General features: G+C 54.5%; 20 protein-coding genes, 1 other RNA gene and 2 pseudogenes. 13 read left to right on the forward strand and 10 right to left on the reverse strand.

From position 1 onward, the window contains the following. Positions 1-10 precede the first annotated feature (10 nt). On the forward strand, positions 11-1,270 hold the full coding sequence (murA, locus tag ACQ86O_RS08525) for a UDP-N-acetylglucosamine 1-carboxyvinyltransferase (protein ID WP_431224874.1): 1,260 nt from the start codon (positions 11-13) through the stop codon (positions 1,268-1,270). A gap of 64 nt (positions 1,271-1,334) precedes the next feature. Here murA and degS read toward each other — a convergent pair whose 3' ends face one another. From degS to zapG, 3 genes are all read right to left on the reverse strand, one after another. Next, positions 1,335-2,393, reverse strand: a complete 1,059-nt coding sequence (degS, locus tag ACQ86O_RS08530; RefSeq protein ID WP_431224875.1) for an outer membrane-stress sensor serine endopeptidase DegS — start codon at positions 2,391-2,393, stop codon at positions 1,335-1,337. Between the two features lie 89 nt (positions 2,394-2,482). Next, a complete protein-coding gene (degQ, locus tag ACQ86O_RS08535) occupies positions 2,483-3,853 on the reverse strand; it encodes a serine endoprotease DegQ (protein WP_431224876.1) in 1,371 nt (456 codons plus the stop codon). A 184-nt stretch (positions 3,854-4,037) separates the two neighbouring features. Then, a complete protein-coding gene (gene zapG, locus ACQ86O_RS08540; RefSeq protein WP_431224877.1) occupies positions 4,038-4,436 on the reverse strand; it encodes a Z-ring associated protein ZapG in 399 nt (132 codons plus the stop codon). Positions 4,437-4,666: 230 nt separating this feature from the next. Here zapG and zapE point away from each other — a divergent pair, with 230 nt between their 5' ends. From zapE to sspB, 5 genes are all read left to right on the forward strand, one after another. Further along, on the forward strand, positions 4,667-5,794 hold the full coding sequence (gene zapE / locus ACQ86O_RS08545; RefSeq protein ID WP_431224878.1) for a cell division protein ZapE: 1,128 nt from the start codon (positions 4,667-4,669) through the stop codon (positions 5,792-5,794). A gap of 294 nt (positions 5,795-6,088) precedes the next feature. Further along, a complete protein-coding gene (gene rplM / locus ACQ86O_RS08550) occupies positions 6,089-6,517 on the forward strand; it encodes a 50S ribosomal protein L13 (protein ID WP_021180678.1) in 429 nt (142 codons plus the stop codon). Positions 6,518-6,532: 15 nt separating this feature from the next. Continuing rightward, the gene (rpsI, locus tag ACQ86O_RS08555) at positions 6,533-6,925 is read left to right on the forward strand and encodes a 30S ribosomal protein S9 (protein WP_020831838.1); all 393 of its coding nucleotides are present in this window, start codon (positions 6,533-6,535) and stop codon (positions 6,923-6,925) included. 387 nt (positions 6,926-7,312) lie between these two features. Further along, positions 7,313-7,954: a stringent starvation protein SspA gene (gene sspA / locus ACQ86O_RS08560; protein ID WP_431224879.1), complete on the forward strand. Its 642-nt coding sequence runs from the start codon at positions 7,313-7,315 to the stop codon at positions 7,952-7,954. Positions 7,955-7,959: 5 nt separating this feature from the next. Then, entirely contained in the window at positions 7,960-8,460 is a 501-nt protein-coding gene (sspB, locus tag ACQ86O_RS08565; RefSeq protein ID WP_431224880.1) for a ClpXP protease specificity-enhancing factor, read from the forward strand. Positions 8,461-8,593: 133 nt separating this feature from the next. On the opposite strand, the gene ACQ86O_RS08570 is transcribed toward sspB, so the two are convergent. Next, complete coding sequence (locus ACQ86O_RS08570; RefSeq protein WP_431224881.1) at positions 8,594-10,012, reverse strand: glutamate synthase small subunit; 1,419 nt, start codon at positions 10,010-10,012, stop codon at positions 8,594-8,596. A gap of 13 nt (positions 10,013-10,025) precedes the next feature. Next, positions 10,026-14,483 (reverse strand): annotated as a pseudogene (gene gltB, locus ACQ86O_RS08575) (glutamate synthase large subunit). Positions 14,484-15,175: 692 nt separating this feature from the next. Between gltB and ACQ86O_RS08580 the strand changes: the two are divergent. From ACQ86O_RS08580 to mtgA, 4 genes are all read left to right on the forward strand, one after another. Then, positions 15,176-16,102 carry a TIGR01212 family radical SAM protein gene (locus ACQ86O_RS08580; protein WP_431224882.1) on the forward strand — a complete coding sequence of 309 codons (927 nt, stop codon included), beginning with the start codon at positions 15,176-15,178 and terminating at the stop codon, positions 16,100-16,102. Positions 16,103-16,216: 114 nt separating this feature from the next. Further along, positions 16,217-18,655, forward strand: a complete 2,439-nt coding sequence (gene arcB, locus ACQ86O_RS08585; protein ID WP_431224883.1) for an aerobic respiration two-component sensor histidine kinase ArcB — start codon at positions 16,217-16,219, stop codon at positions 18,653-18,655. Between the two features lie 136 nt (positions 18,656-18,791). Further along, positions 18,792-19,445 (forward strand): isoprenoid biosynthesis glyoxalase ElbB, encoded by a 654-nt coding sequence (gene elbB / locus ACQ86O_RS08590; RefSeq protein WP_431224884.1) that lies wholly within the window; start codon positions 18,792-18,794, stop codon positions 19,443-19,445. Next, positions 19,442-20,173, forward strand: coding sequence for a monofunctional biosynthetic peptidoglycan transglycosylase (mtgA, locus tag ACQ86O_RS08595; protein WP_431224885.1), 732 nt, complete (start codon positions 19,442-19,444; stop codon positions 20,171-20,173). Before elbB ends, mtgA begins: the two co-directional genes overlap by 4 nt. 92 nt (positions 20,174-20,265) lie before the next feature. On the opposite strand, the gene dolP is transcribed toward mtgA, so the two are convergent. From dolP to ACQ86O_RS08615, 4 genes are read right to left on the reverse strand one after another with little or no spacing between them, the layout of a single operon-like run. Next, complete coding sequence (gene dolP / locus ACQ86O_RS08600; RefSeq protein ID WP_431224886.1) at positions 20,266-20,841, reverse strand: division/outer membrane stress-associated lipid-binding lipoprotein; 576 nt, start codon at positions 20,839-20,841, stop codon at positions 20,266-20,268. A 10-nt stretch (positions 20,842-20,851) separates the two neighbouring features. Beyond that, positions 20,852-21,442, reverse strand: a complete 591-nt coding sequence (diaA, locus tag ACQ86O_RS08605; protein ID WP_431224887.1) for a DnaA initiator-associating protein DiaA — start codon at positions 21,440-21,442, stop codon at positions 20,852-20,854. A 50-nt stretch (positions 21,443-21,492) separates the two neighbouring features. Further along, positions 21,493-21,846, reverse strand: a complete 354-nt coding sequence (locus ACQ86O_RS08610) for a YraN family protein (protein WP_431225685.1) — start codon at positions 21,844-21,846, stop codon at positions 21,493-21,495. Next, the gene (locus ACQ86O_RS08615) at positions 21,843-23,849 is read right to left on the reverse strand and encodes a penicillin-binding protein activator (protein ID WP_431224888.1); all 2,007 of its coding nucleotides are present in this window, start codon (positions 23,847-23,849) and stop codon (positions 21,843-21,845) included. Before ACQ86O_RS08615 ends, ACQ86O_RS08610 begins: the two co-directional genes overlap by 4 nt. 62 nt (positions 23,850-23,911) lie before the next feature. On the opposite strand from ACQ86O_RS08615, the pseudogene rsmI reads away from it, so the two are divergent. Both rsmI and rnpB read left to right on the forward strand, forming a co-directional pair. After that, positions 23,912-24,774 (forward strand): annotated as a pseudogene (rsmI, locus tag ACQ86O_RS08620) (16S rRNA (cytidine(1402)-2'-O)-methyltransferase). A gap of 41 nt (positions 24,775-24,815) precedes the next feature. Beyond that, positions 24,816-25,194, forward strand: an RNA gene (gene rnpB, locus ACQ86O_RS08625) — RNase P RNA component class A. Positions 25,195-25,243: 49 nt separating this feature from the next. Here the strand turns inward: rnpB and ACQ86O_RS08630 are convergent. After that, complete coding sequence (locus tag ACQ86O_RS08630) at positions 25,244-25,945, reverse strand: pirin family protein (RefSeq protein ID WP_431224889.1); 702 nt, start codon at positions 25,943-25,945, stop codon at positions 25,244-25,246. Between the two features lie 107 nt (positions 25,946-26,052). On the opposite strand from ACQ86O_RS08630, the gene ACQ86O_RS08635 reads away from it, so the two are divergent. Beyond that, a complete protein-coding gene (locus ACQ86O_RS08635; protein ID WP_431224890.1) occupies positions 26,053-26,958 on the forward strand; it encodes a LysR family transcriptional regulator in 906 nt (301 codons plus the stop codon). Positions 26,959-26,992 lie beyond the last annotated feature (34 nt).

Here is a 26,992-nt window from a genome sequence, read left to right on the forward strand (position 1 = left end):
GAATAGTCAAATGGATAAATTTCGTGTGCAGGGCCGGACTCGTCTAAGCGGTGAAGTCACTATTTCCGGGGCGAAAAACGCCGCCCTGCCAATCCTGTTCGCCGCCCTGTTGGCGGAAGAGCCTGTCGAGCTGCAGAATGTCCCGAAACTGAAGGACATTGACACCACCATCAAGCTACTTAACCAGTTAGGCACCAAGATCGAGCGTAATGGCTCGGTGTTTGTTGATGCCAGCGGTGTGAACGAGTTTTGCGCCCCTTACGATCTGGTGAAAACCATGCGCGCTTCTATCTGGGCGTTAGGTCCGCTGGTGGCACGTTTTGGCCGTGGCCAGGTCTCCCTGCCTGGTGGTTGTGCCATCGGGGCTCGCCCGGTTGACCTGCACATTACAGGCCTGGAACAGCTGGGTGCCGAAATCAAACTGGAAGAGGGTTACGTCAAGGCTTCCGTTGAAGGGCGTTTGAAAGGCGCGCACATCGTGATGGATAAAGTCAGCGTGGGCGCAACTGTCACCATCATGAGTGCGGCAACCTTGGCTACCGGCACCACCATAATTGAGAACGCGGCACGCGAGCCGGAAATTGTGGATACTGCCAATTTCCTCAACACACTGGGCGCTAAAATCAGTGGTGCGGGTACCGATAAAATCACCATCGAAGGTGTTGAGCGCCTGGGCGGTGGGGTTTATCGCGTACTGCCGGATCGTATTGAAACCGGGACATTCCTGGTTGCCGCCGCCGTTTCAGGTGGCAAAGTGCTGTGCCGTAATACCCGCCCGGAAACTCTGGATGCGGTGTTGGCCAAGCTGCGTGAAGCCGGAGCCGATATCGAAGTCGGTGAGGATTGGATCAGCCTGGATATGCATGGCAAGCGCCCAAAAGCGGTGACTGTCCGTACGGCTCCACACCCAGGATTCCCAACCGATATGCAGGCACAGCTCAGCTTGCTGAACCTGGTGGCTGAGGGCACCGGTGTGATCACCGAAACCATTTTTGAAAACCGCTTTATGCACGTTCCTGAATTGATCCGCATGGGCGCTCACGCGGAAATCGAGAGTAATACCGTGATCTGCCACGGCGTAGAGCAGCTTTCTGGTGCTCAGGTCATGGCAACGGATCTGCGTGCTTCCGCCAGCCTGGTGCTGGCCGGTTGTATCGCTGAAGGCGTAACCATGGTTGACCGTATTTATCATATCGATCGTGGTTATGAGCGTATTGAAGACAAGCTGCGTGCGTTAGGTGCGAATATCGAACGTGTGAAAGGCGAGTAATCAGCTTTACTCTCAATGCGTTACGCGAAGTTTTTTTAGCCCGGCTTGCCGGGCTTTTTACTGTTCAGCTATTATCTTCCGGGAATTCACCCACCGTCATATTCAGCGTGATGCGCTGGCCATCGCGTACCACCACGACCGGGATCTCGGTACCTGGCCGGATTTCTGCCACCTGATCCATCGTTTCCAATACGGCGACCGCCGGTTTGTTATTAACGTTGATAATAATGTCGTTGATATGGAACCCTGCGCTAGCGGCTGGGCCATTGGGGGTGATCTCGGTGACGATGATCCCCTGTAGGCGATCAATCCCAGAGTTGGTAGCGCGCGCCGGGATAATCTCTTTCCCCTGAATGCCAAAATAACCCCGGATCACCCGCCCATCCCGGATCAGTTTATCCATGATTTTGGTTGCCAATTCCGTTGGAATCGCAAAGCCCAGACCCTCTGGCGTTGCTCCGTCGGTCACCTTATCGTAGGTGAGCGTGTTGATGCCCATCAATTCGCCCAGAGAGTTGACCAGCGCCCCGCCTGAGTTGCCACGGTTGATTGAGGCATCGGTTTGCAGAAAGGTTTGTCGCCCGGTGGTGCTCAGGCTGATGCGGCCAGTGGCGCTGATAATCCCCTGGGTAACGGTTTGCCCCAGATTGTAGGGGTTACCGATCGCCAGAACGATATCGCCGATATGTGCCGAGCGGTTGTTGTTGATGGGGATCACCGGCAAATTACCGGGATCGATTTTCAGCACGGCCAGATCCGTCAGGCTATCGGAACCTACCAACAGGGCTTCATAACGGCGGCCATCTTGCAGCACAACGGTGATCAGTTGGGAGTCTTTGATCACATGACGATTGGTGATGATATAGCCGCGATCGTTCATGATCACGCCAGAACCCAAAGAAAGCACGTTAGCGGCACCGCTCATGTTGCGGTTATAGATATTGACTACGGCAGGGGCGGCACGACGTACGCCATCATTGAAACTGATCGGGGTTTCATCACTGGTATTCTCTAGTTTATCGGCGAACAGATTATTGGGAGAACGCAGCACGGGTAGGGCAACCAACAGCAGGCCGGCGACAATCAAACCAATAACAATAGAACGCAAGAGCTTAGCAAACATAGAGTTTTAGTAGGTGAGAGGAAAGATGAACGGAGGATAGCACGAGTTAACCGGGCGCAGTATGTCACTGAGCCCGGTTTTCAAACAAATTAACGCAGCAGCAGGTAAATGGTTTCACCGCCACGTACGATATTCAACGCCATGACGGCCGGTTTGGCTTCAAGCAGCTTGCGTAACGCCGTGACGTTTTCAATGCGCTCACGGTTGACACCGATAATCACATCATCTTTTTGCAGGCCAACCTGTGCCGCAGGGCTGCCTTTATCGACACTATCGATCTTCACGCCCTTATCCCCGTTTGGCAATGCCCCGTTGCTGAGGGAGGCGCCTTGCAGCGAAGGTGACAGCGTTTCTGCATTGGTCGATGCGCTTTCACTGTTATCCAGGGTGACGGAGAGTTCCATCGGTTTACCATCACGCAGCAGGCCCACTTTAATGACGGTACCCGGTGCGGTAGTGCCGACTTTGGCACGCAGTTCGGCAAAGCTATTGACCGGTTTACCATCCAGGGAGACCAGAATATCACCGGCTTTGATACCGGCATTGGCAGCGGCCGATTTTGGCAGCACTTCGCTGACAAACGCCCCGCGCTGAGCGTCCGATTTGAAGGCTTTAGCCATATCGGCGGTCATTTCGCTGCCCTTGATCCCCAACAGGCCACGTTTCACTTCACCAAATTCGATCAATTGCTTGCTCAGGCTTTGTGCCATGTTGCTTGGGATAGCGAAGCCGATACCAATATTGCCGCCGCCCGGAGCCAGGATCGCGGTGTTGATGCCGATCAGTTCGCCGTTCAGGTTAACCAGCGCGCCGCCGGAGTTACCACGGTTAATGGAGGCATCGGTCTGGATAAAGTTTTCCAGCCCTTCAAGGCTCAGGCCGCTGCGGCCCAATGCGGAGATGATCCCCGAAGTGGCGGTCTGGCCGAGACCGAATGGGTTACCGACGGCAACGGCAAAATCGCCGACGCGCAGTTTGTCGGAATCCGCCATTTTCACCGCCGTCAGGTTTTTGACGTCGCTGACTTGCAGCAGGGCAATATCGGACTGTTCATCACGGCCAATCAGCTTGGCATCGTATTCGCGGCCATCGTTCAGCTGCACGCTGATTTTATCGGCGTTATTGATAACGTGGTTGTTGGTCAGGATGTAGCCCTTCGCCGCATCAATGATCACACCGGAGCCCAATCCTTCAAAAGGACGTGAGCTTTCCTGCTCTGAAGGCATATTCGGCCCAAAGAAGAATTTAAACTGCTCCGGTAATTTTTGGCGCTGTACCTGGGTGCCTTCTACTCGCACGCTCACCACGGCGGGCAGGACCTTTTCCAGCATCGGTGCCAGGCTTGGTAATGCTTGCCCTTCTGCGGCCACAGGCATGGTTGCGTTAGCCACCGGTACGGATGCGAGTGTCAGGCTAATGCTCATTGCTAATGCGCTAAGAATTAAAGATTTTTTCTTCATTGATAATAACTCTCTCAAAACCTGCCGGTGAAATATTGATGATAAAATCATAGTGAAGTGTAAGACCGTGAATTTGCGTGAAAAGTTCACTTAAACGTCAATGTAAGCATAGTTCAGGAAGTGGGGCAGAGGGCTGGGATGGTTTAAAACCCGTGGGATGGCCCACGGGTTGTGATTACCGGGGTTAATCGCGGCTTGGTGCACCACGCAACAGGCCAGATGCCCCTTCGGAATAGTCACGCGGCATTTCTACCGGTGCTTGATCGTTATCCGCTTCTGCTTCGGTCAGGCGATAGCGGAATGGGTTGTCCTGCATCGGCAGATCCGGCAGCAGGTTATTGGAGCTTTTCGCCATATGCTGATACAGCTGGCGATAGTCACGCGCCATGTTATCCAGCAGTTCGGCACTGCGGGCAAAATGGCCGACCAACTCCTGACGATACTCTTCGAGCTCGGTTTTGCTTTTATCCAGTTCGCTTTGCAGCGCTTGTTGTTGACGTAATTTACTGTTACCAAAACGCATCGCTACCGCACCAATCACGATACCGACCACCAAACCAATCAGCGCATACTCCCAGGTCATGATGACTCCTATTTTGACTTCGTTGTTCCGCAGGAATTTTTCACTTAATAATATCCACTATAACCGTTAACCTTGTCCGAGTGGAATCCTGATAAACCATTACCTGATGTTTGCAGGGTTTTTCTCTGGGCACAGCGCCGATAAAAGTAGCGAACAGGGTGCGAAGCGGCCGCTATCCGCCGCTAAAATTTGCTAAATAAATTCTCAGCGTTCTTAGGATCTTCAACGAAATGCAGGCACAGTCACCATTATCACGCTACCAGCAGGCGCTGGATGCGGGGGAGTATCAGGCCGATGAGGTTCAGCGCCAGGCCGTTACGCAGTTGGATAGTATTTATCAGGCATTGCAGCAGACACCCACGCCAACGAACAATAACAGTGGCTTACGGTACAAACTCCAGCGTTGGTTAGGCAAAGAAGAAGAAAACCCGAAGCAACGGCCGGTGCAGGGCTTATATATGTGGGGAGGCGTTGGCCGGGGTAAAACCTGGCTGATGGATCTGTTCTTCCACAGCCTGCCTGGCGATCGCAAACTGCGGTTGCACTTCCATCGCTTTATGCTGCGGGTCCATGAAGAACTGACTGAACTGCAAGGGCAGGAAAACCCTTTGGAAATCATTGCCGACGGCTTCAAAGCGCAAACCGATGTATTGTGTTTTGATGAGTTCTTTGTCTCTGATATCACCGATGCCATGCTGTTGGCTACCTTACTGCAGGCGCTGTTTGCCCGCGGTATTACGCTAGTGGCAACGTCCAATATTGTGCCGGATAACCTGTATCGTAACGGTCTGCAACGCGCGCGTTTTCTGCCCGCTATCGATCTTATCAAAGAGTATTGTGATGTGATGAACGTGGATGCGGGCATTGATTACCGCCTACGCACGCTGACGCAGGCCCATCTCTATCTGACCCCGCTCAATCCACAGACGCAGGAAACGATGGATCATATTTTCCTAAAGCTGGCGGGCAAAGCCGGGGAACAGGCACCGGTGCTGCAAATCAATCACCGGCCACTGCCTACTTTGCGTGCGGTGGAAGGCGTATTGGCGGTCGATTTCCATACTTTGTGTGAAGACGCACGCAGCCAACTGGATTACATCGCCCTGTCACGCCTTTATCACAGCGTGATGCTATATAATGTGCGCGTGATGGGGCCTCTGAAGGAAAACACCGCCCGCCGTTTCCTGGCTCTGGTGGATGAGTTCTATGAGCGGCGCGTCAAGCTGGTGATCGCCGCCGAAGTGCCGATGTTCGAGATTTATCAGGGGGAGCAACTGAAGTTTGAGTTCCAGCGCTGCCTTTCACGCCTGCAGGAAATGCAAAGCGAAGAGTATCTGAAGTTGCCTCATCTGCCATAAACGCTTATCGGGCCTGGCTGCCAGGCCCTTCAATTTAGCCTGTGGCTGCCGTCAAATGGCCCTTTGGCGCTAAATCTGTTTTCAATTCAAAAACTGTTCGATCTTTGTGGGTGACTTCTCTATAATCTTGCGACCCCACGTTACAACAAAGTTTTTTTCCCAAAAACTTTATAGTGCCGGCAATGGCTATTCGAAGGGGTAGGTTTGCTGGACTTGATGGTCGTGTGAGCCTCAGCTGTTTTCGAGCGTTTGGGTGTTCACCAACGTGTAACTAATTATTGGGTAAGCTTTCTAATGAAAACTTTTACAGCTAAACCAGAAACCGTAAAACGCGACTGGTATGTTGTTGATGCAGACGGTAAAACTTTAGGCCGTCTCGCTACTGAACTGGCTCGTCGTCTGCGCGGCAAGCATAAAGCGGAATACACCCCGCACGTTGATACCGGTGATTACATCATCGTTCTGAACGCAGAAAAAGTTGCTGTAACCGGCAACAAGCGTACAGACAAAGTGTATTACCATCACACCGGTCACATCGGTGGTATCAAGCAAGCGACCTTTGAAGAGATGATTGCCCGCCGTCCTGAGCGCGTGATTGAAATCGCGGTTAAAGGCATGCTGCCAAAGGGTCCGTTGGGTCGTGCAATGTTCCGTAAACTGAAAGTTTACGCGGGCACCGAGCACACTCACGCGGCACAGCAACCGCAAGTTCTTGACATCTAATCGGGATTATAGGCAATGGCTGAAAATCAATACTACGGCACTGGTCGCCGCAAAAGCTCCGCCGCTCGCGTTTTTATCAAGCCGGGCAGTGGTAACATCGTAATTAACCAGCGCAGCCTGGAACAGTACTTCGGTCGCGAAACTGCCCGCATGGTAGTTCGCCAGCCGTTGGAACTGACCGACATGGTTGGTAAATTTGACCTGTACATCACTGTTAAAGGTGGTGGTATCTCTGGTCAAGCTGGTGCTATCCGTCACGGTATCACCCGTGCACTGATGGAGTACGACGAGACTCTGCGTGCTGAATTGCGTAAAGCTGGCTTCGTCACTCGTGACGCCCGTCAGGTTGAACGTAAGAAAGTCGGTCTGCGTAAAGCACGTCGCCGTCCGCAGTTCTCCAAGCGTTAATTTTTTCTGCTTCGGCAGTGCGATTTACGCGAAAAACCCGGTGTTTCACCGGGTTTTTTTATGCCTGCAATAAACTAAACTTCAGCAAAATCCGTGGCCTAACGGATAAATCAATACTTAGCCCCCACAAAACTGTCTAAATCTGGTAAACTATCACCCACTTTTGCGCCTGTTGGCCGTGCAGTTGTTATCAGTCTACCTCCGGGGCTGTTTTCCAGACCTAAGGTTTATCTGTAATCTGTGGGCTTGCGGTCACGATTATTCAGGATAGCAGCCTGATATACCCAATAATTTCACGTCGCAGCCAGGCGCAACAACGCAATGGTTTGCCAGATGATGGGTATTTGGCTATTCGCCGTATTTTCTAGATAAAACTTGGAGGTTTTCATGGCTGTCGCTGCCAACAAACGTTCGGTAATGACGCTGTTTTCCGGCCCGACCGACATCTTTAGCCATCAAGTACGTATCGTACTGGCGGAAAAAGGCGTCAGCGTCGAGATCGAGCAGGTTGAACCTGATAACCTGCCACAGGATCTGATTGACCTCAATCCTTACCAAACGGTACCGACGCTGGTCGATCGCGAGTTAACGTTGTATGAATCCCGTATCATCATGGAATACCTTGATGAGCGTTTCCCGCACCCACCGTTGATGCCGGTTTACCCGGTCGCGCGCGGTGAAAGCCGTCTGATGATGCTGCGTATCGAGAAAAACTGGTACTCGCTGATGTACAAAATCGAGCAGAGCAACGGGCAGGAAGCGGAGTCAGCACGCCGCCAACTGCGCGAAGAACTGCTGGCGATCGCACCCATCTTCGGCCAGACCCCATACTTTATGAGCGAAGAATTCAGCCTGGTAGACTGCTACCTGGCCCCGCTGTTGTGGCGTTTGCCGCAGTTGGGTATTGAACTGAGCGGTGCCGGTTCCAAAGAGCTGAAAGGCTATATGACCCGTGTCTTCGAGCGTGATGCATTCCTGGCCTCTCTGACCGAACCTGAGCGTGAAATGCGCCTGCAGACTCGGGGCTAAGCATCATGGATATGTCTCAGATGACCCCGCGCCGTCCTTATCTGTTGCGGGCATTCTATGACTGGCTGTTGGACAACCAACTGACTCCGCACCTGGTGGTGGACGTTATGCGTCCTGACGTTCAGGTGCCTATGGAGTTCGCTCGTGATGGTCAGATAGTGCTGAACATTGCGCCGCGCGCCGTAGGTAATCTGCAACTGGGTGATGAAGACGTGAGCTTTAACGCCCGGTTTGGTGGGGTGCCCCGTCAGGTTCTGGTGCCAATGGCAGCCGTACTGGCAATTTATGCGCGGGAAAACGGGGCGGGCACCATGTTCGAACCGGAAGCCGGGTATGAAGCCGAGGGAACTTTTGCCGAGCTTGGCAGCGAAACCGGCCCTGCCGAGAGCCTGATGTCCGTGATTGATGGCGATCGTCCAGATAATGCCGATGATGACAATGGCTCTGATGACGAGCCGCCTCCACCGCCTCGTGGTGGCCGGCCAGCGTTGCGTGTCGTGAAATAATCAGCGGCAGGCAGGATAAAAGGGTACAGCAGATGCTGTGCCTTTTTTGTTGCTTGCAGATCGGCGTTAGTGGGCACAAATCCAAAAAACAGGGGCCGGCAAGCCGACCCCTGAGATGATCCTGGGCTATAAATTACACTTCCAGGTAACTCATAATGCCTTCAGCGGCTTTACGCCCTTCGGCAATGGCGGTGACGACCAGATCGGAACCGCGTACCGCATCGCCACCGGCGAAGATTTTCGGGTTACTGGTCTGGAAGGCGTTATCGATAGCGTCCGGCGCCAGGATACGGCCCTGTTTGTCGAGCTGCACGTCGTGCGTTGCCAGCCAGTCCATCTGGTGCGGGCGAAAACCAAAGGCCATCACTACCGCATCGGCATCGATCACATGTTCCGAGCCCGCCACCTGTTCGGCTACCTGGCGGCCATTGGCATCAGGCTCTCCAAGCTGGGTGCGCACCATTTTGACACCGGCAACGCGGCCTGCGCTATTTAGCTCAATGCTAAGCGGTTGCAGGTTGAATTTGAACTCAACGCCTTCTTCGCGCGCATTTTTCACTTCACGCTTGGAGCCGGGCATGTTGGCCTCATCGCGGCGATAGGCGCAGACGACCTGAGTCGCGCCCTGGCGGATAGAAGTGCGAACGCAGTCCATGGCGGTATCGCCCCCACCCAGAACCACCACCCGCTTGCCTTCCATGCTGACGTACGGCTCGTGCTGCTCTGTAGCATAGCCCATCAGTTGTTTGGTGTTGGCGATCAGGAAAGGCAATGCATCGTAGACACCTGGCGCTTCTTCGTTCTCCAAGCCCCCACGCATTGACTGGTAGGTTCCCACGCCAAGGAATACCGCATCGTATTCGCTCAACAAGGCGTCCATAGCGATATCTTTGCCAACTTCGGTGTTGAGCTGGAATTCGATACCCATCTCGCTGAAGATCTCGCGGCGCTTGATCATCACTTCTTTTTCCAGCTTAAAGGCCGGAATACCGAAAGTCAGCAGACCTCCGATTTCTGGATGGCGATCGTAGACCACCGCTTTGACACCGTTGCGGGTCAATACGTCGGCACAGGCCAGGCCCGCCGGGCCCGCGCCGATGATGGCCACGCGCTTGCCGGTTGGCTGCACATGGGACATATCCGGCTTCCAGCCCATTTCGATCGCTTTATCACTGATATAGCGCTCAATATTGCCGATGGTCACTGCACCAAACTCGTCGTTCAGGGTGCAGGAACCTTCACACAAACGGTCTTGCGGGCAGACGCGGCCACAGACTTCAGGCAGGCTGTTGGTCTGGTGTGCCAAATCGGCCGCTTCCATGATGCGGCCTTCGTTAGCCAGCTTCAGCCAGTTCGGAATGTAGTTGTGAACCGGGCATTTCCATTCGCAATAAGGGTTACCGCATGACAGGCAACGATCGGCCTGCGCTTTCGCCTGAGTTTCCGAAAAGGGTTCGTAAATCTCTACAAACTCGATTTTGCGGATCTTCAGCGGTTTCTTTGGCGGATCAACACGCTGCAGGTCGATAAATTGATAAACGTTCTGACTCATTCAATATGACCTCTTACTGTGCCTGAACCCGCAGCTCGGCGGCGCTTCGACTACGGTGACCCAACAATGCTTTGACATCACTGGACTTCGGTTTGACCAGAGCGAACTTCGGCGCCCATTCCGGCCAGTTCGCCAGGATTTCTTCTGCGCGTGATGATCCGGTCAACTGCACATGCTCGGTGATCAGGCCGCGCAGATGTTCTTCATGGATCGCCAGTTGATCGACATCCAGCACTTCCACCAGTTCTGGGTTAACGCGTTTACGGAACTCACCGTCTTCGTCCAGCACGTAGGCGAAGCCACCGGTCATACCTGCACCAAAGTTGATGCCCGTTTTGCCCAGGACGCAGACGATACCGCCGGTCATGTATTCACAACCGTTGTCGCCGATGCCTTCAACAACGGTGATAGCCCCGGAGTTACGCACGGCAAAACGTTCCCCTGCACGGCCAGCGGCGAACAGCTTGCCGCCGGTAGCGCCATAGAGACAGGTGTTACCGATGATACTGGCTTCATGGCTGCGGAACGCTGAGCCAATGGGGGGCGCACGGCGATACGGCCACCGGCCATCCCTTTACCTACGTAGTCATTGGCATCACCGGTCAGGGTCAGTTCAACGCCGCCAGCATTCCAGACGCCGAAGCTCTGACCTGCGGTGCCGGAGAAATGCGCCTTGATGGGATCGGCCGCCATCCCCTGGTCACCGTGCAGCGTGGCAATTGCCCCCGACAAGGTGGCTCCCACGGAACGATCGGTGTTGCGGATATCGAAGTAGAAGGTTTTGCTTTGTTTCCCTTCGACATACGGCTGGGCCTGTGCCAACAGCTCTTTGTTCAGCAAGCCCTGGTCGAAAGGTGGGTTACTGCCTTCGGTGCAGTGCAGAGCTTTACCCGCATGTGGCGTAGCGGTATGCAGCAGCGGCGACAGATCCAGTTTGTTCTGTTTGGCGGAGATCCCGTCCAGTTCGTGCAGGAACTCTGTGCGGCCAATCAGATCAACCAACTGGCTTACGCCCAGCTCTGCCATAATCTCGCGGGTTTCGCGGGCGATAAACTGGAAGTAGTTGGTCACACGTTCTGGCAGGCCGTGATAGTGATCGCGGCGCAGTTTTTCATCTTGGGTAGCAACACCGGTAGCGCAGTTGTTCAAGTGGCAGATACGCAGGTATTTACAGCCCAGCGCCACCATCGGGCCGGTACCAAAGCCGAAGCTCTCCGCACCAAGAATGGCCGCTTTGACAATATCGACACCGGTTTTCAGGCCACCATCCACCTGCAGGCGGATCTTATGGCGCAGCCCGTTGGCAACCAGCGCCTGTTGAGTTTCCACCAGGCCAAGTTCCCATGGGCAACCGGCGTATTTCACCGATGACAGCGGGCTGGCACCGGTACCGCCATCGTAACCGGCAATGGTGATCAGATCGGCATAGGCTTTTGCGACGCCGGTGGCAATGGTGCCCACCCCCGGTTCGGAAACCAGTTTCACCGAAATCATGGCTTTCGGGTTGATCTGTTTCAGATCGAAAATCAACTGAGCCAAATCTTCGATCGAGTAGATATCGTGGTGTGGTGGTGGCGAAATCAGGGTCACGCCCGGCACCGAATAACGCAGCTTGGCGATATACGGCGTAACTTTATCCCCTGGCAACTGCCCACCTTCACCCGGTTTGGCACCCTGCGCGACCTTAATCTGGATCACATCGGCGTTGACCAGATAAGCAGGAGTCACCCCAAAGCGGCCAGAGGCTACTTGCTTGATACGGGAAACCTTATTGGTGCCGTAACGGGCCGGATCTTCGCCGCCTTCACCGGAGTTGGAGAAACCGCCAAGGCTGTTCATGGCGATAGCCAGTGATTCGTGCGCTTCTGGGCTTAATGCCCCGATGGACATGGCTGCGGTATCGAAGCGTTGGAACAGCGATTGCGCAGGTTCAACCTGATCAACCGGGATCGGCGTGCCTTGCGGTTTGATCGCCAGCAGGTCGCGCAGCGTGGCTACCGGGCGTTCGTTCACCAGCTTGGCATAGGTCTGATAATCGCTGTACTCACCGCTGTGTACCGCTTTTTGCAGTGAATTCACCACGTCCGGGTTATAAGCGTGGTATTCGCCATTATGAACGAACTTCAGCAGGCCGCCCTGTTCCAGCGGTTTGCGTTTCAACCAGGCACGCTTGGAAAGGTTCTGCAGATCCTGCTCGAAGTCACTGAAGCTGGCACCACCGATGCGGCTGACCACCCCTTGGAAACAAAGGTTGGACAGATCGCGGTGCAGGCCAACGGCTTCAAACAGCTTGGAGCAACGATAAGAGGCGATAGTCGAGATGCCCATTTTGGACATGATCTTGTACAGCCCTTTATTGATGCCGTTACGGTAGTTCAGCATCACATCGCGATAGGTTTTGTCGATGGCCTGGCTGTCTACCATCTTGGCCAGTGTCTCAAAGGCCAGATACGGGTAGATTGCCGTGGCACCAAAGCCCAATAGCACCGCAAAGTGGTGGGGATCGCGGGCGCTGGCGGTTTCAACAATGATGTTGGCATCACAGCGCAGGTTTTTTCCACCAACCGGCTCTGGATGGCTCCTACCGCCATCGGTGCCGGGACCGGCAGGCGTTGCTCGGTAATGGCACGGTCAGACAACACCAGCATTACCGCACCGTCACGGACTTTACGTTCCGCTTCTTCGCACAGGGCATGGATAGTCTGCTCCAGATCCTGCGCGGCCGGATCGAAGGTCAGATCAAGCGTGTCGGCGCGGTAATATTCGCCTTCCAGCGTGGTCAACTGCTTGAAATCTGAATACAGCAGGATCGGGGATTTGAAGCTCAGGCGGTGTGCCTGGCCTTCGGCTTCGCAGAAAACGTTCATCTCGCGGCCGATGCTGGTTGCCAGAGACATGACGTGGGCTTCACGCAGCGGATCGATAGGGGGTTGGTAACCTGCGCGAACTGCTGGCGGAAGTAGTCATAAATAATACGTGGGCGGCTTGAAAGTACGGCAAAGGGGGTATCGTCACCCATCGAACCGGTAGCTTCCTGGCCAATTTCACCCAGCACGCGGATCACTTGATCCAGCTCTTCGCTGCTATAACCGAACTGCTTCTGGTAGGTTTCCAGGGTGGCATCGTCCAGCTCGCGGCTGCCCACCTGATCTTCCGGCAGGTCTTCGAACGGCACCAGGCGCTTGACGTTCTTCTCCATCCACTCTTTATACGGGTGGCGGCTTTTCAGATCGTTGTCGGTTTCGGCGGAGTGCAGGATCTTGCCGCTGCGGGTATCGATCACCATCAGTTCGCCTGGCCCGACGCGGCCTTTTTCGACCACTTCATCCGGCTGATAATCCCAGATGCCGACCTCTGAAGCGCAGGTGATCAGCTTGTCTTTGGTGATCACATAGCGTGCCGGGCGCAGGCCATTACGATCCAGGTTACAGGCAGCATAGCGGCCATCGGACATCACGATGCCTGCCGGGCCGTCCCACGGCTCCATGTGCATCGAGTTAAAGTCGAAGAAAGCACGCAGATCGGTGTCCATATCCGGGTTGTTCTGCCAGGCTGGCGGCACCAGCAGGCGCATGGCGCGGATCAGATCCATACCGCCTGCCAGCAGCAACTCCAGCATATTGTCTAATGAGCTGGAATCGGAGCCGGTTTCGTTCACGAAAGGCGCGGCGGCTTGCAGATCCGGGATCAGCGGGGTCTGGAATTTATAGGTACGGGCGCGTGCCCACTGGCGGTTACCGGTAATGGTGTTGATCTCGCCGTTGTGCGCCAGATAGCGAAACGGTTGCGCCAGCGGCCAGCGTGGCACGGTATTGGTTGAGAAGCGCTGGTGGAACAGGCAGATAGCCGATTCCAGACGCAGATCCGCCAGGTCCAGATAGAAACGTGGCAGGTCGGCCGGCATGCACAGGCCTTTATAAATCGTTACCAGGTTAGAGAAACTGCACACATAGAAGCTGTCATCCTGGATCCGTTTCTCAATACGGCGGCGTGCCACAAACAGGCGGCGCTCCATATCCCGAGGGCGCCAGCCAGCAGGGGCGTTGACGAAAATCTGTTCAATACGCGGCAGGGAAGAGAGCGCTATTTCACCCAGAACGTCGGGGTTGGTAGGAACTTCACGCCAGCCGACGATCGACAGCGTTTCGTTCTGCAGTTCTTCTTCAACAATGCGGCGGCTGGCACGCGCTTCCTCTTCGTTCTGGCTGAGGAAAATCATGCCAACGGCGTAGTTTTTGGCTAGACGCCAGCCCCGCTCTTCCGCCACCATGCGGAAAAAACGATCGGGCTTTTGCAATAACAGACCGCAACCGTCGCCAGTCTTGCCGTCAGCAAGGATTGCGCCACGGTGTTGCATGCGGGCCAGTGCGTGAATAGCGGTGCGCACTACCTTATGGCTCGGCTCGCCTTCTATATGGGCTATTAGGCCAAAACCACAGTTGTCCCTCTCTTGGGATTTGTCGTACAACATATCAGTGAACCTCCCCAGGCTCTGCGTGACTCTTACAACCAACTGCGAGGGGGCTTCCCAACTTCAGGCAGAAGTCCAATCAGCAAGGTTAATATCGCCAATCTGCTTTTCCGCCCTCCATCAATGGCCTCTCGTGAAGGTTTCACAAGTGGTAAAAGACTTGTTTTAAGAGGGAGTCTTAAATTACTGCATAATTATGACGAGACGTTTGCCCGTCCAGAAAGCTTCCAGCGGACTTCCAACTTAGCGAGAAAGCCTACGCAGGTCAAATATGGGTTGAACAAGGATTTTTGTGGCTTTGATGAGGTTTATTTTTTTGAAAAATAACAATTTTCAGGCTTTTTTAACGCGATGGAAAGGCGGGGGAGGTCCAGAAAAATGTGAGCTGTCTCACTATAGTGCAACTCCTGAATCTCTGCACCATGCTAGTGCTGCTGGGAATGCCGGAATTTTATTCTAATAAATGTCTATTTATTGTTGTTTATAACTATTTTTCATTGGTTTGTCATAAAGACGTTAACAGAGCGGTGAAGATAAGAAAAATTCATCGTAGAGAAAGTGATTTTATTTGCACTAATAATGAATAGTTATGCCTGCGGCGGCCTTAGGAGAAAAGCGTTGATCTCTATCATCGCGGGAAAAGCCGTTTCTTATTAGCATCACGGCTTTGAATACAGAGAAAGAACAAGATTATGCAGTTGCCGCAATTAGTCAATATGTTTGGCAGCGATCTTCAGCGCCGCTACGGTGAGAAGATCCATAAACTGACGCTGCACGGCGGGTTTAGCTGCCCGAACCGCGACGGTACGCTAGGGCGTGGCGGCTGTACTTTCTGTAACGTGGCTTCTTTTGCCGATGAACAGATGCAACGCCAGAGCATCACAGAACAGTTGGCTATTCAGGCGCAAAAGGTTAATCGGGCGAAACGCTATCTGGCCTATTTCCAGGCCTATACCAGCACTTATGCCGAAGTTGAACTGCTGGCCAACATGTACCAGCAGGCGCTGTCACAGGCGGCAATCGTCGGTATCTGTGTTGGCACCCGGCCAGATTGTGTGCCGCAAGCTGCGCTCGATCTGCTGGCTGGCTACCGTGAACAAGGCTTTGAAGTGTGGCTTGAATTGGGGTTGCAGACCGCACACGATAAAACGCTAAAGCGCATTAACCGTGGCCACAATTTCTCCTGTTATCAGCAGACTGCAAAGTTGGCACGTGAACGCGGGCTGAGAGTTTGCAGTCATCTTATTGTTGGGCTGCCTGGGGAAACCCATCAGCAGCATCTGGCAACGCTGCAGGCCGTGGTGGACAGCGGGGTGGATGGCATCAAGCTGCACCCTTTGCATATCGTTACTGGCAGCATCATGGCCCGGGCCTGGCAGGCGGGGCGTTTGCCGGAGCTCTCGCTGGAAGATTATGCATCCAGCGCAGGGGAAATGATCCGCCATACGCCGAAAGAGATTATTTATCACCGCATTTCGGCCAGCGCACGGCGGCCAACCTTGCTGGCACCCTTATGGTGCGAAAACCGATGGAATGGCATGCAGGCCGTCGGCGGGTATCTCCAGCGCCATGGCGGACAAGGTTCGGCCCTGGCAGCGAGCCAGCACTACCACCTTTAAAGCCTCGATCTCCGGTGGGGATTTGCAATCATTCCCACACTTCCCAGTAAGGTCTCTTATCTCAACGGCGTTTTACGGTATGATTTAAAAGATTATATCTGTTGGGAATAGCTCATGAAGCAAATCCGGGTGTTAGCCCAGTACTACGTTGATTTAATGGTAAAACTGGGACTGGTGCGCTTTTCGTTGTTGCTGGCTTCCGCGCTGGTCGTGTTGGCGATGGTGGTTCAGATGGCGGTTACCATGCTGCTGAGAGGCGAAGTCGAGAGCATCGACGTGGTGCGCTCCATCTTCTTTGGCCTGCTGATCACGCCGTGGGCGGTCTATTTTTTGTCGGTGGTGGTCGAACAGTTGGAGGAGTCGCGCCAGCGTCTGGCACGGTTGGTGGATAAACTTGAAGAAATGCGCAACCGCGATCTTGCCCTGAACCAGCAGATGAAAAACAACATTACCCAGCTTAATCAGGAGATTGCCGACCGCATCAAGGCGGAAGAAGATCGCCAGCAGGTGATGGACAAACTGACGGAAGAAATGGAGCAGCGCGAGCTGGCACAGGTTGAGCTGGGCCAACAGTCGGTATTGCTGCGCTCCTTTCTGGATGCCTCACCGGATTTGGTTTACTACCGTAACGAAGAAAAAGAGTTCTCCGGCTGTAATCGGGCGATGGAACTGCTCACTGGCAAGAGCGAAAAGCAACTGATCGGCCTGACTCCTTTCGATGTTTACAGTAAAGATATCGCTGAGAAAGTCATTGAAACCGATGAGAAAGTGTTCCGCCATAATGTCTCCCTGACTTATGAGCAATGGCTGGTGTATCCGGACGGGCGCAAGGCCTGTTTTGAGCTGCGCAAGGTGCCATTTTACGACCGGGTGGGTAAACGTCATGGGCTAATGGGCTTTGGCCGCGATATAACCGAGCGTAAGCGTTACCAGGACGCGCTGGAGAATGCCAGCAGGGACAAGACCACATTTATCTCAACGATCAGCCACGAGCTTCGTACGCCGCTTAATGGCATTGTTGGTTTAAGCCGCATCCTGCTCGATACCGAATTGAACGATGAACAACTGAAATACCTCAAAACCATTCATGTCAGCGCCATTACCCTGGGCAATATTTTCAATGACATTATCGAAATGGACAAACTCGAACGGCGCAAGGTGCAGTTGGATAACCAACCGATTGATTTTACCGGCTTCCTGGCGGATCTGGAGAATCTCTCCGGCCTGTTGGTTCAGCCGAAAGGGTTGCAGTTCTTGATGGAACCGCAACTGCCGCTGCCTGCAAAAATCATCACTGATGGCACGCGTCTGCGCCAGATCCTGTGGAATCTGATCGGCAATGCGGTGAAATTCACCCAGCAGGGGCAGATTGTGGTGCGCGTAAGGCGCGAAGACCAGGAGCGGATCGTGTTTGAGGTGGAAGACTCGGGCATGGGGATCCCACAGGACGAACAGGACAAGATTTTTGCCATGTACTATCAGGTTAAAGACCAGAACGGTGGGCGTCCTGCCACCGGCACCGGCATCGGTCTGGCGGTCTCCAAGCGTCTGGCGCAAAGTATGGGCGGGGATATCACCGTGAAAAGTGCGCAGGGGCAGGGTTCTTGCTTTACTTTGAGCATCACTGCACCGGCGGTGGAAGAAGAGGTGAACGAGGCGCAGGTGGTGGAAGAGTTGCCGCTACCGGCGTTGCATATCCTGCTGGTGGAAGACATTGAACTGAACGTGATTGTTGCCCGCTCGGTGCTGGAAAAACTGGGTAACAGCGTAGAAGTGGCAATGAACGGCCATGATGCGTTGGACATGTTTGATCCCGACGAATTCGACCTGGCGCTGCTGGATATCCAACTGCCGGATATGACCGGTCTGGATATCGCCCGTGAGCTGCGTGAGCGTTATGCCGATCGCACGCTGCCGCCGTTGATAGCGTTGACCGCCAACGTATTGAAAGACAAGAAAGAGTACCTCGATGCGGGCATGGACGATGTGCTGAGCAAGCCTTTGTCAGTGCCGGCTTTGACCAAAATGATTAAACATTACTGGGATCATCAACCCTTACATACCACAAAGAAAACGGAGCAAAAGTCGATGCAGATCAATGAGTCGTTACTGGATACCGCAATGCTGGAGCAGTACATGGAACTGGTGGGGCCGCAATTGATTCATCAGAGCCTGGCAATGTTTGAGCAGGTGATGCCGGGTTACCTGGCGGTGCTGGATTCCAATATGACTGCGCGTGACCAGAAAGGGATCACCGAGGAAGGCCATAAAATCAAAGGCGCTGCGGGTTCTGTGGGGCTAAAACATCTGCAACAGTTGGCTCAGCAAATCCAGACCCCTACCTTGCCGGCCTGGTGGGATAACGTGCAGGATTGGGTTGATGAGTTGAAACTGGAGTGGCGTAACGATGTGGCAGTGTTGCGCGCCTGGGTTGAGAACGCTGAAAAAAATGACCCCGACCTAGGCCGGGGTGCGCGAATATTGCGCCAACACCAGGGAAATCGTGACCTGCGTATTGGTTTTCAGTGTTCTGGTCGGGCAGGTTGTCGTTAATTCGTGAACATCATACAGCGAACAACATAGCAAATGTAAGCGCTCTTGTTAGAAGATTCATTAAAATATGTGATGTACTTAGTGTTTGTCGGTTCCAGGCCTGCCCTGGCTGGTTGTCTTGGTTAGGAGAATATCTATGAAACAGGTAGGTGTAGTACTGAGTGGCTGTGGTGTGTATGACGGTGCCGAAATCCATGAGGCTGTCCTCACCTTGCTGGCACTGGACAGGGCTGGTGCTCAAGCGGTTTGCTTTGCACCTGACCGTAAGCAACTGCATGTTATTAATCATTTATCTGGCGAAGAGATGCCTGAAGAGCGCAATATTTTGCTGGAGTCGGCACGCATTGCGCGAGGGAAAATCCAACCCCTTTCACAGGCGGATGCCAATCTGTTGGATGCCCTGATAGTTCCCGGCGGGTTTGGCGCCGCCAAGAATTTGAGTAACTTTGCCAAAGAAGGGGCGGATTGCTCCGTGGATAAAGATCTGGCTGAGCTGGTTCAACAAATGCATAAGATGCGTAAACCAATTGGTTTTATGTGTATTGCCCCGGTCATGTTGCCCAAAATCCTCAATCAACCGCTGCGGCTGACCATTGGTAACGATCCCGATCTCGGTGAAGTGATTGATGCCATGGGCGGGGAGCCCGTAATTTGTCCGGTAGAAGACATTGTTGTCGATATCGACAACAAGGTAGTGACGACGCCAGCCTATATGTTAGCCCAGTCGATCGGTGAGGCAGCGCGCGGGATTGATAAGCTGGTATTACGGGTGCTGGATTTGGTGGAATGAGAAAGTTTTCAGCTAAATCGCTTTTTCTCCGCCTGTGGTTTTGGGTAAAACGCGGCATTCTGGCTATTGTTGGCCTGTGGGTTGCGGGTATTATCCTGTTTGCTTTTCTGCCGGTGCCGTTCTCCGCCGTCATGGTGGAGCGGCAGCTCGGTGCCTGGTTGAGCGGCGATTTCAGCTATGTCGCCCACTCCGACTGGGTTTCGATGGATGAGATCTCGCCCTATATGGCCCTGGCGGTAATGGCGGCAGAAGATCAGAAATTCCCGGATCACTGGGGGTTTGACGTCGCGGCCATTGAAAAGGCGATCAGCCACAATGAGAAGCGACCGACGCGTATCCGTGGCGCTTCCACCCTTTCCCAGCAAACGGCAAAGAACCTGTTTTTGTGGGATGGGCGCAGTTGGCTGCGTAAAGGGCTGGAGGCTGGATTAACGGCGGGGATTGAGCTGGTTTGGACCAAACGCCGGATTTTGACGGTGTATCTGAATATCGTGGAGTTTGGCGATGGGGTGTTTGGCGTGGAGGCTGCGGCGCAGCGGTTTTTCAAAAAGCCGGCAAAACACCTGACGGCTTCCGAGGCCGCTTTACTGGCAGCCGTTCTGCCTAACCCGCATCGTTTTAAAGCCGGAGCCCCTTCCGGGTATGTGATTCAGCGCCAGCAGTGGATTTTGCGCCAGATGCGTCAACTGGGCGGGCAAGACTTTCTTAAGGCGAATGAACTGAATTAATCGGTATAGAGCGTGAGAATATGCCCCTCTCCCGTAGGAGAGGGCCAGGGTGAGGGTATGAGCCTATGCCCATCTCACCCAAGTGTTCGAGCTTACTTCACGTAGGTAAAGGCGGTGGTGACGTGCTTGACGCCGCTAACCTGGCTGGCGATTTGCGCTGCGGATTGCCCTTCTTGCTGTGTCACCAGACCCAGCAGGAAAACCTCCCCGTTCTCGGTCGTCACCTTCACGTTCGAAGACTTGACGCTATCGCTGGTCAGGATCTGCGAGCGAACCTTGGTGGTGATCCAGGTATCTGAAGAAGCAGTACCCAAACTAACCGGCGTGCCCTGGCGGATTTCGTTATATACCTCTGCGGCGCCATCGACGCCAAGGGCGATTTGCTTCGCACGGCTGGCAAGTTCGGTGCTAGGCGCCTGGCCCGTCAGCAACACTTTGCCCTGATAGGCGGTTGCCACGACGCGAGCTTCTTTTTTCAGTTGCTGATCTTTACTTATGGCATTTTCGACACGGGCTTCCAGCGTGCCGTCATCAACCTGCGTCCCAACGGTTCGTGGATCGGTGGCTGTCTTGGTTGCTACGGCTGCGCTACCAACAACAACGCCAGCGACGCAGCCTTGTAACAGCAGGGCGCTGAACAGCACTGCAAATGTGGCTTTTAGCTTCATCTCAGTTCCTTTAATCGTCCTGGTGGGGGAACAATGTGTTATCAATCAGATCGCATAGGCAATTTACAGTAAGCATATGCATTTCCTGAATGCGTGCACTGCGGTGAGACGGAATGCGAATTTCCACATCCTGCTGGCCGAGTAAACCAGCCAGTTCACCGCCATCGTAACCGGTAAGCGCAACAATGGTCATATCGCGCGTTACGGCGGCTTCGACCGCTTTCACAATATCACGGCTATTACCGCGGGTGGAAATCGCCAACAGCACGTCACCGGCGTGGCCGAGCGCGCGCACCTGCTTGGCATACACTTCATCATGCAGTCGATCGTTGGTGATCGCCGTTAGCACCACGTTATCGGCATTCAACGCAATGGCCGGCAGACTGGGGCGTTCGGTTTCAAAGCGATTGATCATACTGGCGGCAAAATGCTGGGCGTTGGCTGCCGAGGTGCCGTTGCCGCAGCACAGGATCTTGTTACCGTTCAACAGTGATTGGACTAAGGTCATCGCCGCTCGGGATATGGCGTCAGGCAAGGCTTCCGCTGCTGCAATCTGGGTTTGGATACTTTCGGTAAAACAGACTTTGATTCTATCCAGCACGTTGTTTTAATCCACAAGTCAAAAGGCCGGTCTGCACCGGTAAACCATGATTAATCCGCATTGAAGGCATTCGGTATCCATTCTAGTTGGCTACCGGTAATGGCCAAAACATCAAAACGGCAAGATGATGTGTCAAAACTGGCTCCGCGCCCCGCCAGCCAAACGGCCGCAGCATGCAGCAACCGCTGTTGCTTGCGGTAAGTGACGCTGGCAGCAGCATCACCAAAGGCGGCGCTGCGCCGGTAGCGCACTTCAACGAACACCCAGGTTTGACCATCGCGCATGATGAGATCGAGCTCACCACCACGCACCGCCACGTTGGCGGCGGTGAAGGTCAGCCCGGCACGCTCCAGGTAACGGCGGGCCTGTGCTTCAAAGCCCGCCCCTTTGGCGCGTTGGCTCAGGAGACCGGAACGACCGTGCCCTGGCGGTATTGCAGCCAAGTCAGCTTCCTGGTGATCACGCAATTAGGTGAAGATGTTAGCACACCGGTGGTTCCCGAAATCTGGAACCCTGGCAACTGGCGCATTTCAGCAAAGTGGTTGGCCAATGTCCAGGCATCCATGCCCATGGCATAGAGACGCACCAGGGAATAATCTCTGCGGAACTGGGCGCTCGCCTGCTGTTGCAATTGCGGGTTGGCACCTGCCAGCAGCGGGATATCGCTAAATTGCAGCCCTTCCATTTCCAGACGGAAGTCCGGGCCTGCACCAGCCTGATAGCTGCGGGAGCTGGCAAACATGGCTGGTTTGCTACGAGAATTGGTGGTCATGTCGATCATCGGCTTGATCAGCGTCAGTTGATCCTGCGTGGCGACGATGTAAACCGCATCAATATTGCCGCCGCTAGCGGCTGGGATATCGCTCGGAGGAGCCGGGATAGTCAGACCTGCGATGGTGACTGATTGCTGCACCGGTGCGGTTGCAGCCACTGGAGTACCGCTCATACGGATACCGCCGCTGTTAACCATCTGGCGCAGTTCGCCTGCGGAACCGATGGCTTGCTGCAACACGGTTTGACCACCCATTTTTTGCCACTCATCGGCAAAGGCTTTGGCGATGCGATCGCCAAACGAACCGCGTGGGATCAGCAGCAACGGCTGGCGTTTTTGCTGTTCCCAGATATGCCGGGCGGCATCACGGGCTTCGTCTTCCGGGGACAAGGCGAAGTAGCAGATATTCGGGCTGTCTGTTATCTGCTCTGGCTGGTTGAGCGCCAACACATTCAGCGTGGTTGGCGTGGTGGCGAGCAGATCGACATCGGCTTTCAGTAACGGGCCGACCACCAGGGTTGCTCCATCCTGCTGCGCTTGTGCCAGCAAGGCTGGTAACGGTTGGCTGGTGGTATCGTAAACTTTCACCTGCCCACCGGTTGCCGGTGCTGGCGTTACTGGTGCTGGAACTACCGGCGGTTCTGCGGTTGCCGGAACGCTCTGTGCATCGGGTGCAGAAGGGCTTATTGCACCGTCGGCGTTCATTTCTGGTGTTGTCGCGACCGGTTCCGGATTACTGGTTGGCAACGTTGGTTGAACCGGTGCGGTAAGCGTGATACCACTCTGGGCCGCGGCAAAACCTTGTTGGATGGCGTCGGCAAACACCTTGGCCTGGCCGTTTAATGGCAGCAGCAATGCAATGTGCGAGGTAGAGGCCTGGGTGAAGTTCAGCACCTGATTCAACTGGGTTGGCAGGCTCTTCGCCGCCGGGTTCTGTGGGTAGCGGTTTTGCCAGTCTTTGATCCCGGCCTTCAGCAGGTCAGGGTCCTGGCGGTTTTCCTGATAGACACGCAACAGATCCAGCCAGCCTTGCAGCACATTTTCATTGGCGTTAATCACGATGCTGTTCATCTCGGCCGGTTTCAGGCCAAGCAGAGTTTGCCAGGTGTTGTCGAGGTTTTCCTGATGGGCTTTGGCGCTCAGCAGCGGCTCCTGGGCGATATAGGCCCGGATCAGCGGCAGTGAAGCCTGGCCCTGATTAGCCGCAATCTGCGCCTGATACAGGCGAACCAACTGATTGGGGGAAAGCGCGCTGGTGTCGATTTTATTCAACGCATCGCGGGCAGCACCATAAGCTTTGTTGGCGACCTGAAGTTCCGCACTCAATAACTGGCGCTCCTGCTGCTGCGTGTCAGTCATATTTTGTGGCAACGCATTGAGCTGCGCAGCGGCTTGCGGCAATTTGCCTTCGCGAGTTAATGCGCGAATAGCGAGTAATTGCCAGTCAGCCTTGTTATCATCGCTGCTTTGCTGCAACTGCTGCAGGTAGTAATCGGAGTTGGCGCTTGCTTCGTCCTGGATATTCGAGGGCGGAGTCTGTGGGGCCCGACTTGGGCAGCCAGCCAACAGAAGGGCCGCCAGTATAACTGGCACTAGACGCCCAACAGTAGGGCGAACGAACGTTGAGGAAAGCATACTGTATCCAGTGATGTTTTTTTCAAGATGCTCAATATTAAATCGGCAATCCGGATGAAACAATGAATCAACACCAACAATCAGTTATTTCTGCATCGACGCTGTACGTGGTGCCCACCCCCATCGGCAATCTGGGGGATATGACTCATCGGGCACTTGAGGTACTGAAAAGCGTCGATCTGATTGCGGCGGAAGATACGCGCCATACCGGGTTGCTGCTGCAACACTTTGCTATTAGCGCGCGGTTGTTTGCGCTGCACGACCATAACGAACAGCAGAAGGCGGACCAACTGCTGGCAAAACTGCAGGAAGGCCAGAGCATAGCATTGGTTTCCGACGCTGGCACGCCACTGATTAACGATCCGGGCTACCATCTGGTGCGCCGTTGCCGCGAAGCGGGGATCCGCGTAGTGCCATTGCCTGGGGCTTGTGCAGCCACCACGGCGTTGTGTGCCGCCGGTGTAGCCTCTGACCGTTTCTGCTACGAAGGGTTTCTGCCAGCAAAAACCAAAGGCCGTAAGGATACCCTGCTGGCGCTGGCAGAGGAACCGCGTACGCTGATTTTCTATGAATCAACCCACCGCTTGCTGGAAAGTCTGCAAGACATGGTCACCGTGTGGGGGCCAGATCGTTATGTGGTGTTGGCCCGAGAACTGACCAAAACCTGGGAGTCCATCCAGGGTGCGCCGGTGGGAGAGCTGCTGGCCTGGGTACAGGAAGACGAAGTGCGCCGCCGGGGGAAATGGTGCTGATTGTCGAAGGCCACAAGGCGCAGGAAGACGATTTGCCACTCGAAGCGCTGCGCACGCTGGCCCTGCTGCAAAAAGAATTACCTTTGAAAAAGGCGGCGGCGATAACTGCAGAGATCCACGGCGTGAAGAAAAATGCGTTGTATAAACACGCGCTGGAGCATCAGGAAGAGTAAAGCGGTTGACCTACCGCAGCCACGACGCTACTATCCGCGCCGGAGTTGACCAGACAGTCGCCGCTTCATTGCCGTCCTCTTCGGGGGAGACAGATGGAGGGGAGGAAAGTCCGGGCTCCATAGGGCAGGGTGCCAGGTAACGCCTGGGAGGCGCAAGCCTACGACTAGTGCAACAGAGAGCAAACCGCCGATGGCCCGCGCAAGCGGGATCAGGTAAGGGTGAAAGGGTGCGGTAAGAGCGCACCGCGCGGCTGGCAACAGTCCGTGGCACGGTAAACTCCACCCGGAGCAAGGCCAAATAGGGGTTCGCATGGTACGGCCCGTACTGAACCCGGGTAGGCTGCTTGAGCCAGTGAGCGATTGCTGGCCTAGAGGAATGACTGTCCACGACAGAACCCGGCTTACCGGTCAACTCCCTCTATACAGATAACCCCGCGTGACGAAAGTCACGCGGGGTTTTTCTTTGTCCCTACACCGGTAAATCAATCAGCAATGCACGTAGCGGAGTTTCTGCCCGGATGGTCAGTTGGTTTTCGTCGCGGATAAACGCGCCGTCTCCACAGGTCAGGTGCTGGCTAGGGTGATGCTCGCCATGCACTTCAATGGTGCCGTGGATCGATTGCAGGTAAGCGCGTGGTCCATTCAGCGTCAGTGTCTGCTGCTCACCGGGCTGTAAATTCAGATGATGAGCCCAAACCTGTTGTCGCAGTTGCAGGCTGCCTTGCATCCCATCCGGTGATGCCAGCAAAGTATCGGGCTGTGTTGTCAGGTTCAGGCGTTGTACCCGCTCGTTACTGCGTTCTGGGCAGGCATCCAGCCATAATTGCATCCGGGTAAGCGGCGTGCTGTTGCTGACGTTCTGCTCGCTGTAACTCAGCCCCGGTTGCGTGGCCAGCAGCAATGCTTCCCCGGCACCGGCACGCACGGTGTTGCCTTCGCTATCCCGGTACTCTGCTTCACCTTGCAAAATCAGATTAAGGATATCCACATTGGGGTAGGTGCGGGGTTGGAATGAGGCTCCCGGAGCCAATACTTCCTGATTAAGCACCCGCAAAGAGGCATAGCCCATCAGCTTCGGATCGAAGTAGTGGCCAAAGGAAAAGGTATAACGAGCCTGCAGCCAACCAAAGTCAGCTTGCCCGCATTGTTGTGCTGTTCTGCATGTAATCATGGCAATTGGCTCTCAAAATTCATTATCAAGATGGTAAGCATCTGGACGACGGATTGTTAGCCAGTTAATCTGGTCGGCATATTCAAATTTCCTGAAAGAGAGATTCGATGGCCAGAGATCGGGCGTTAACGCTTGAAGCGCTTAGAGTAATGGATGCGATCGACCGCCGTGGCAGCTTTGCCGCCGCCGCCGATGAACTGGGCCGGGTGCCTTCAGCGCTCAGTTACACCATGCAAAAATTAGAAGAAGAGCTGGATGTGGTGCTGTTTGATCGCTCTGGGCATCGCACCAAATTTACCAATGTCGGGAGGATGCTGCTGGAACGTGGGCGCGTATTACTTGAAGCGGCCGATAAGCTGACCACCGATGCAGAAGCGCTGGCGCGAGGTTGGGAAACCCATATCACCATCGTCTGTGAAGCGCTGTCGCCAGCCTATAAACTGTTCCCGCTGGTCGACAAACTGGCGTTGAAAGCCAATACCCAGGTTTCGATTTTCACCGAAGTGCTGGCCGGGGCGTGGGAGCGGCTGGAGCAAGGGCGGGCTGATATCGTTATTGCTCCGGACATGCATTTCCGCGCTTCATCCGAGATCAACACGCGTAAGCTGTATAAAGTGATGAGTGTTTATGTGGCTGCGCCGGATCATCCGATCCATCTGGAGCCGGAACCCCTTTCGGAATTTACCCGTGTGAAATACCGTGGCATTGCGGTGGCGGATACTGCTCGCGAAAGGCCGGTGCTGACGGTGCAACTGCTGGATAAACAGCAGCGCCTGACGGTGAGCAGCATGGAAGATAAACGCCGCGCATTGCTTGCCGGGTTAGGTGTGGCCACCATGCCGTATCCGATGGTGGAAAAAGATATTGAGGAAGGACGCCTGCGCGTAGTAGGGCCGGAATATAACCGTGAAGCGGATATCATCATGGCCTGGCGGCGCGATAGCATGGGCGAGGCCAAATCATGGTTCCTGCGTGAGATACCGCGCTTGTTTGCCCATCTGGAAAACAAATAACTGCCGCAATTCATCCCCCGACGACAAGGCCGTT

It is taken from the genome of Serratia sp. L9, from assembly GCF_050632285.1.
In the GTDB taxonomy this organism is placed as follows: Bacteria; Pseudomonadota; Gammaproteobacteria; order Enterobacterales; family Enterobacteriaceae; genus Chania.

Coding starts and splice junctions, on each gene's coding strand:
- elbB (WP_431224884.1), top strand. CDS start 18,792: ATGAAACAGGTAGGTGTAGTACTGAGTGGCTGTGGTGTGTATGACGGT.
- rpsI (WP_020831838.1), top strand. CDS start 6,533: ATGGCTGAAAATCAATACTACGGCACTGGTCGCCGCAAAAGCTCCGCC.
- ACQ86O_RS08570 (WP_431224881.1), bottom strand. CDS start 10,012: ATGAGTCAGAACGTTTATCAATTTATCGACCTGCAGCGTGTTGATCCG.
- ACQ86O_RS08635 (WP_431224890.1), top strand. CDS start 26,053: ATGGCCAGAGATCGGGCGTTAACGCTTGAAGCGCTTAGAGTAATGGAT.
- ACQ86O_RS08630 (WP_431224889.1), bottom strand. CDS start 25,945: ATGATTACATGCAGAACAGCACAACAATGCGGGCAAGCTGACTTTGGT.
- zapE (WP_431224878.1), top strand. CDS start 4,667: ATGCAGGCACAGTCACCATTATCACGCTACCAGCAGGCGCTGGATGCG.
- rplM (WP_021180678.1), top strand. CDS start 6,089: ATGAAAACTTTTACAGCTAAACCAGAAACCGTAAAACGCGACTGGTAT.
- mtgA (WP_431224885.1), top strand. CDS start 19,442: ATGAGAAAGTTTTCAGCTAAATCGCTTTTTCTCCGCCTGTGGTTTTGG.
- sspB (WP_431224880.1), top strand. CDS start 7,960: ATGGATATGTCTCAGATGACCCCGCGCCGTCCTTATCTGTTGCGGGCA.
- sspA (WP_431224879.1), top strand. CDS start 7,313: ATGGCTGTCGCTGCCAACAAACGTTCGGTAATGACGCTGTTTTCCGGC.
- murA (WP_431224874.1), top strand. CDS start 11: ATGGATAAATTTCGTGTGCAGGGCCGGACTCGTCTAAGCGGTGAAGTC.
- ACQ86O_RS08615 (WP_431224888.1), bottom strand. CDS start 23,849: ATGCTTTCCTCAACGTTCGTTCGCCCTACTGTTGGGCGTCTAGTGCCA.
- zapG (WP_431224877.1), bottom strand. CDS start 4,436: ATGACCTGGGAGTATGCGCTGATTGGTTTGGTGGTCGGTATCGTGATT.
- degQ (WP_431224876.1), bottom strand. CDS start 3,853: ATGAAGAAAAAATCTTTAATTCTTAGCGCATTAGCAATGAGCATTAGC.
- degS (WP_431224875.1), bottom strand. CDS start 2,393: ATGTTTGCTAAGCTCTTGCGTTCTATTGTTATTGGTTTGATTGTCGCC.
- ACQ86O_RS08580 (WP_431224882.1), top strand. CDS start 15,176: ATGCAGTTGCCGCAATTAGTCAATATGTTTGGCAGCGATCTTCAGCGC.
- arcB (WP_431224883.1), top strand. CDS start 16,217: ATGAAGCAAATCCGGGTGTTAGCCCAGTACTACGTTGATTTAATGGTA.
- dolP (WP_431224886.1), bottom strand. CDS start 20,841: ATGAAGCTAAAAGCCACATTTGCAGTGCTGTTCAGCGCCCTGCTGTTA.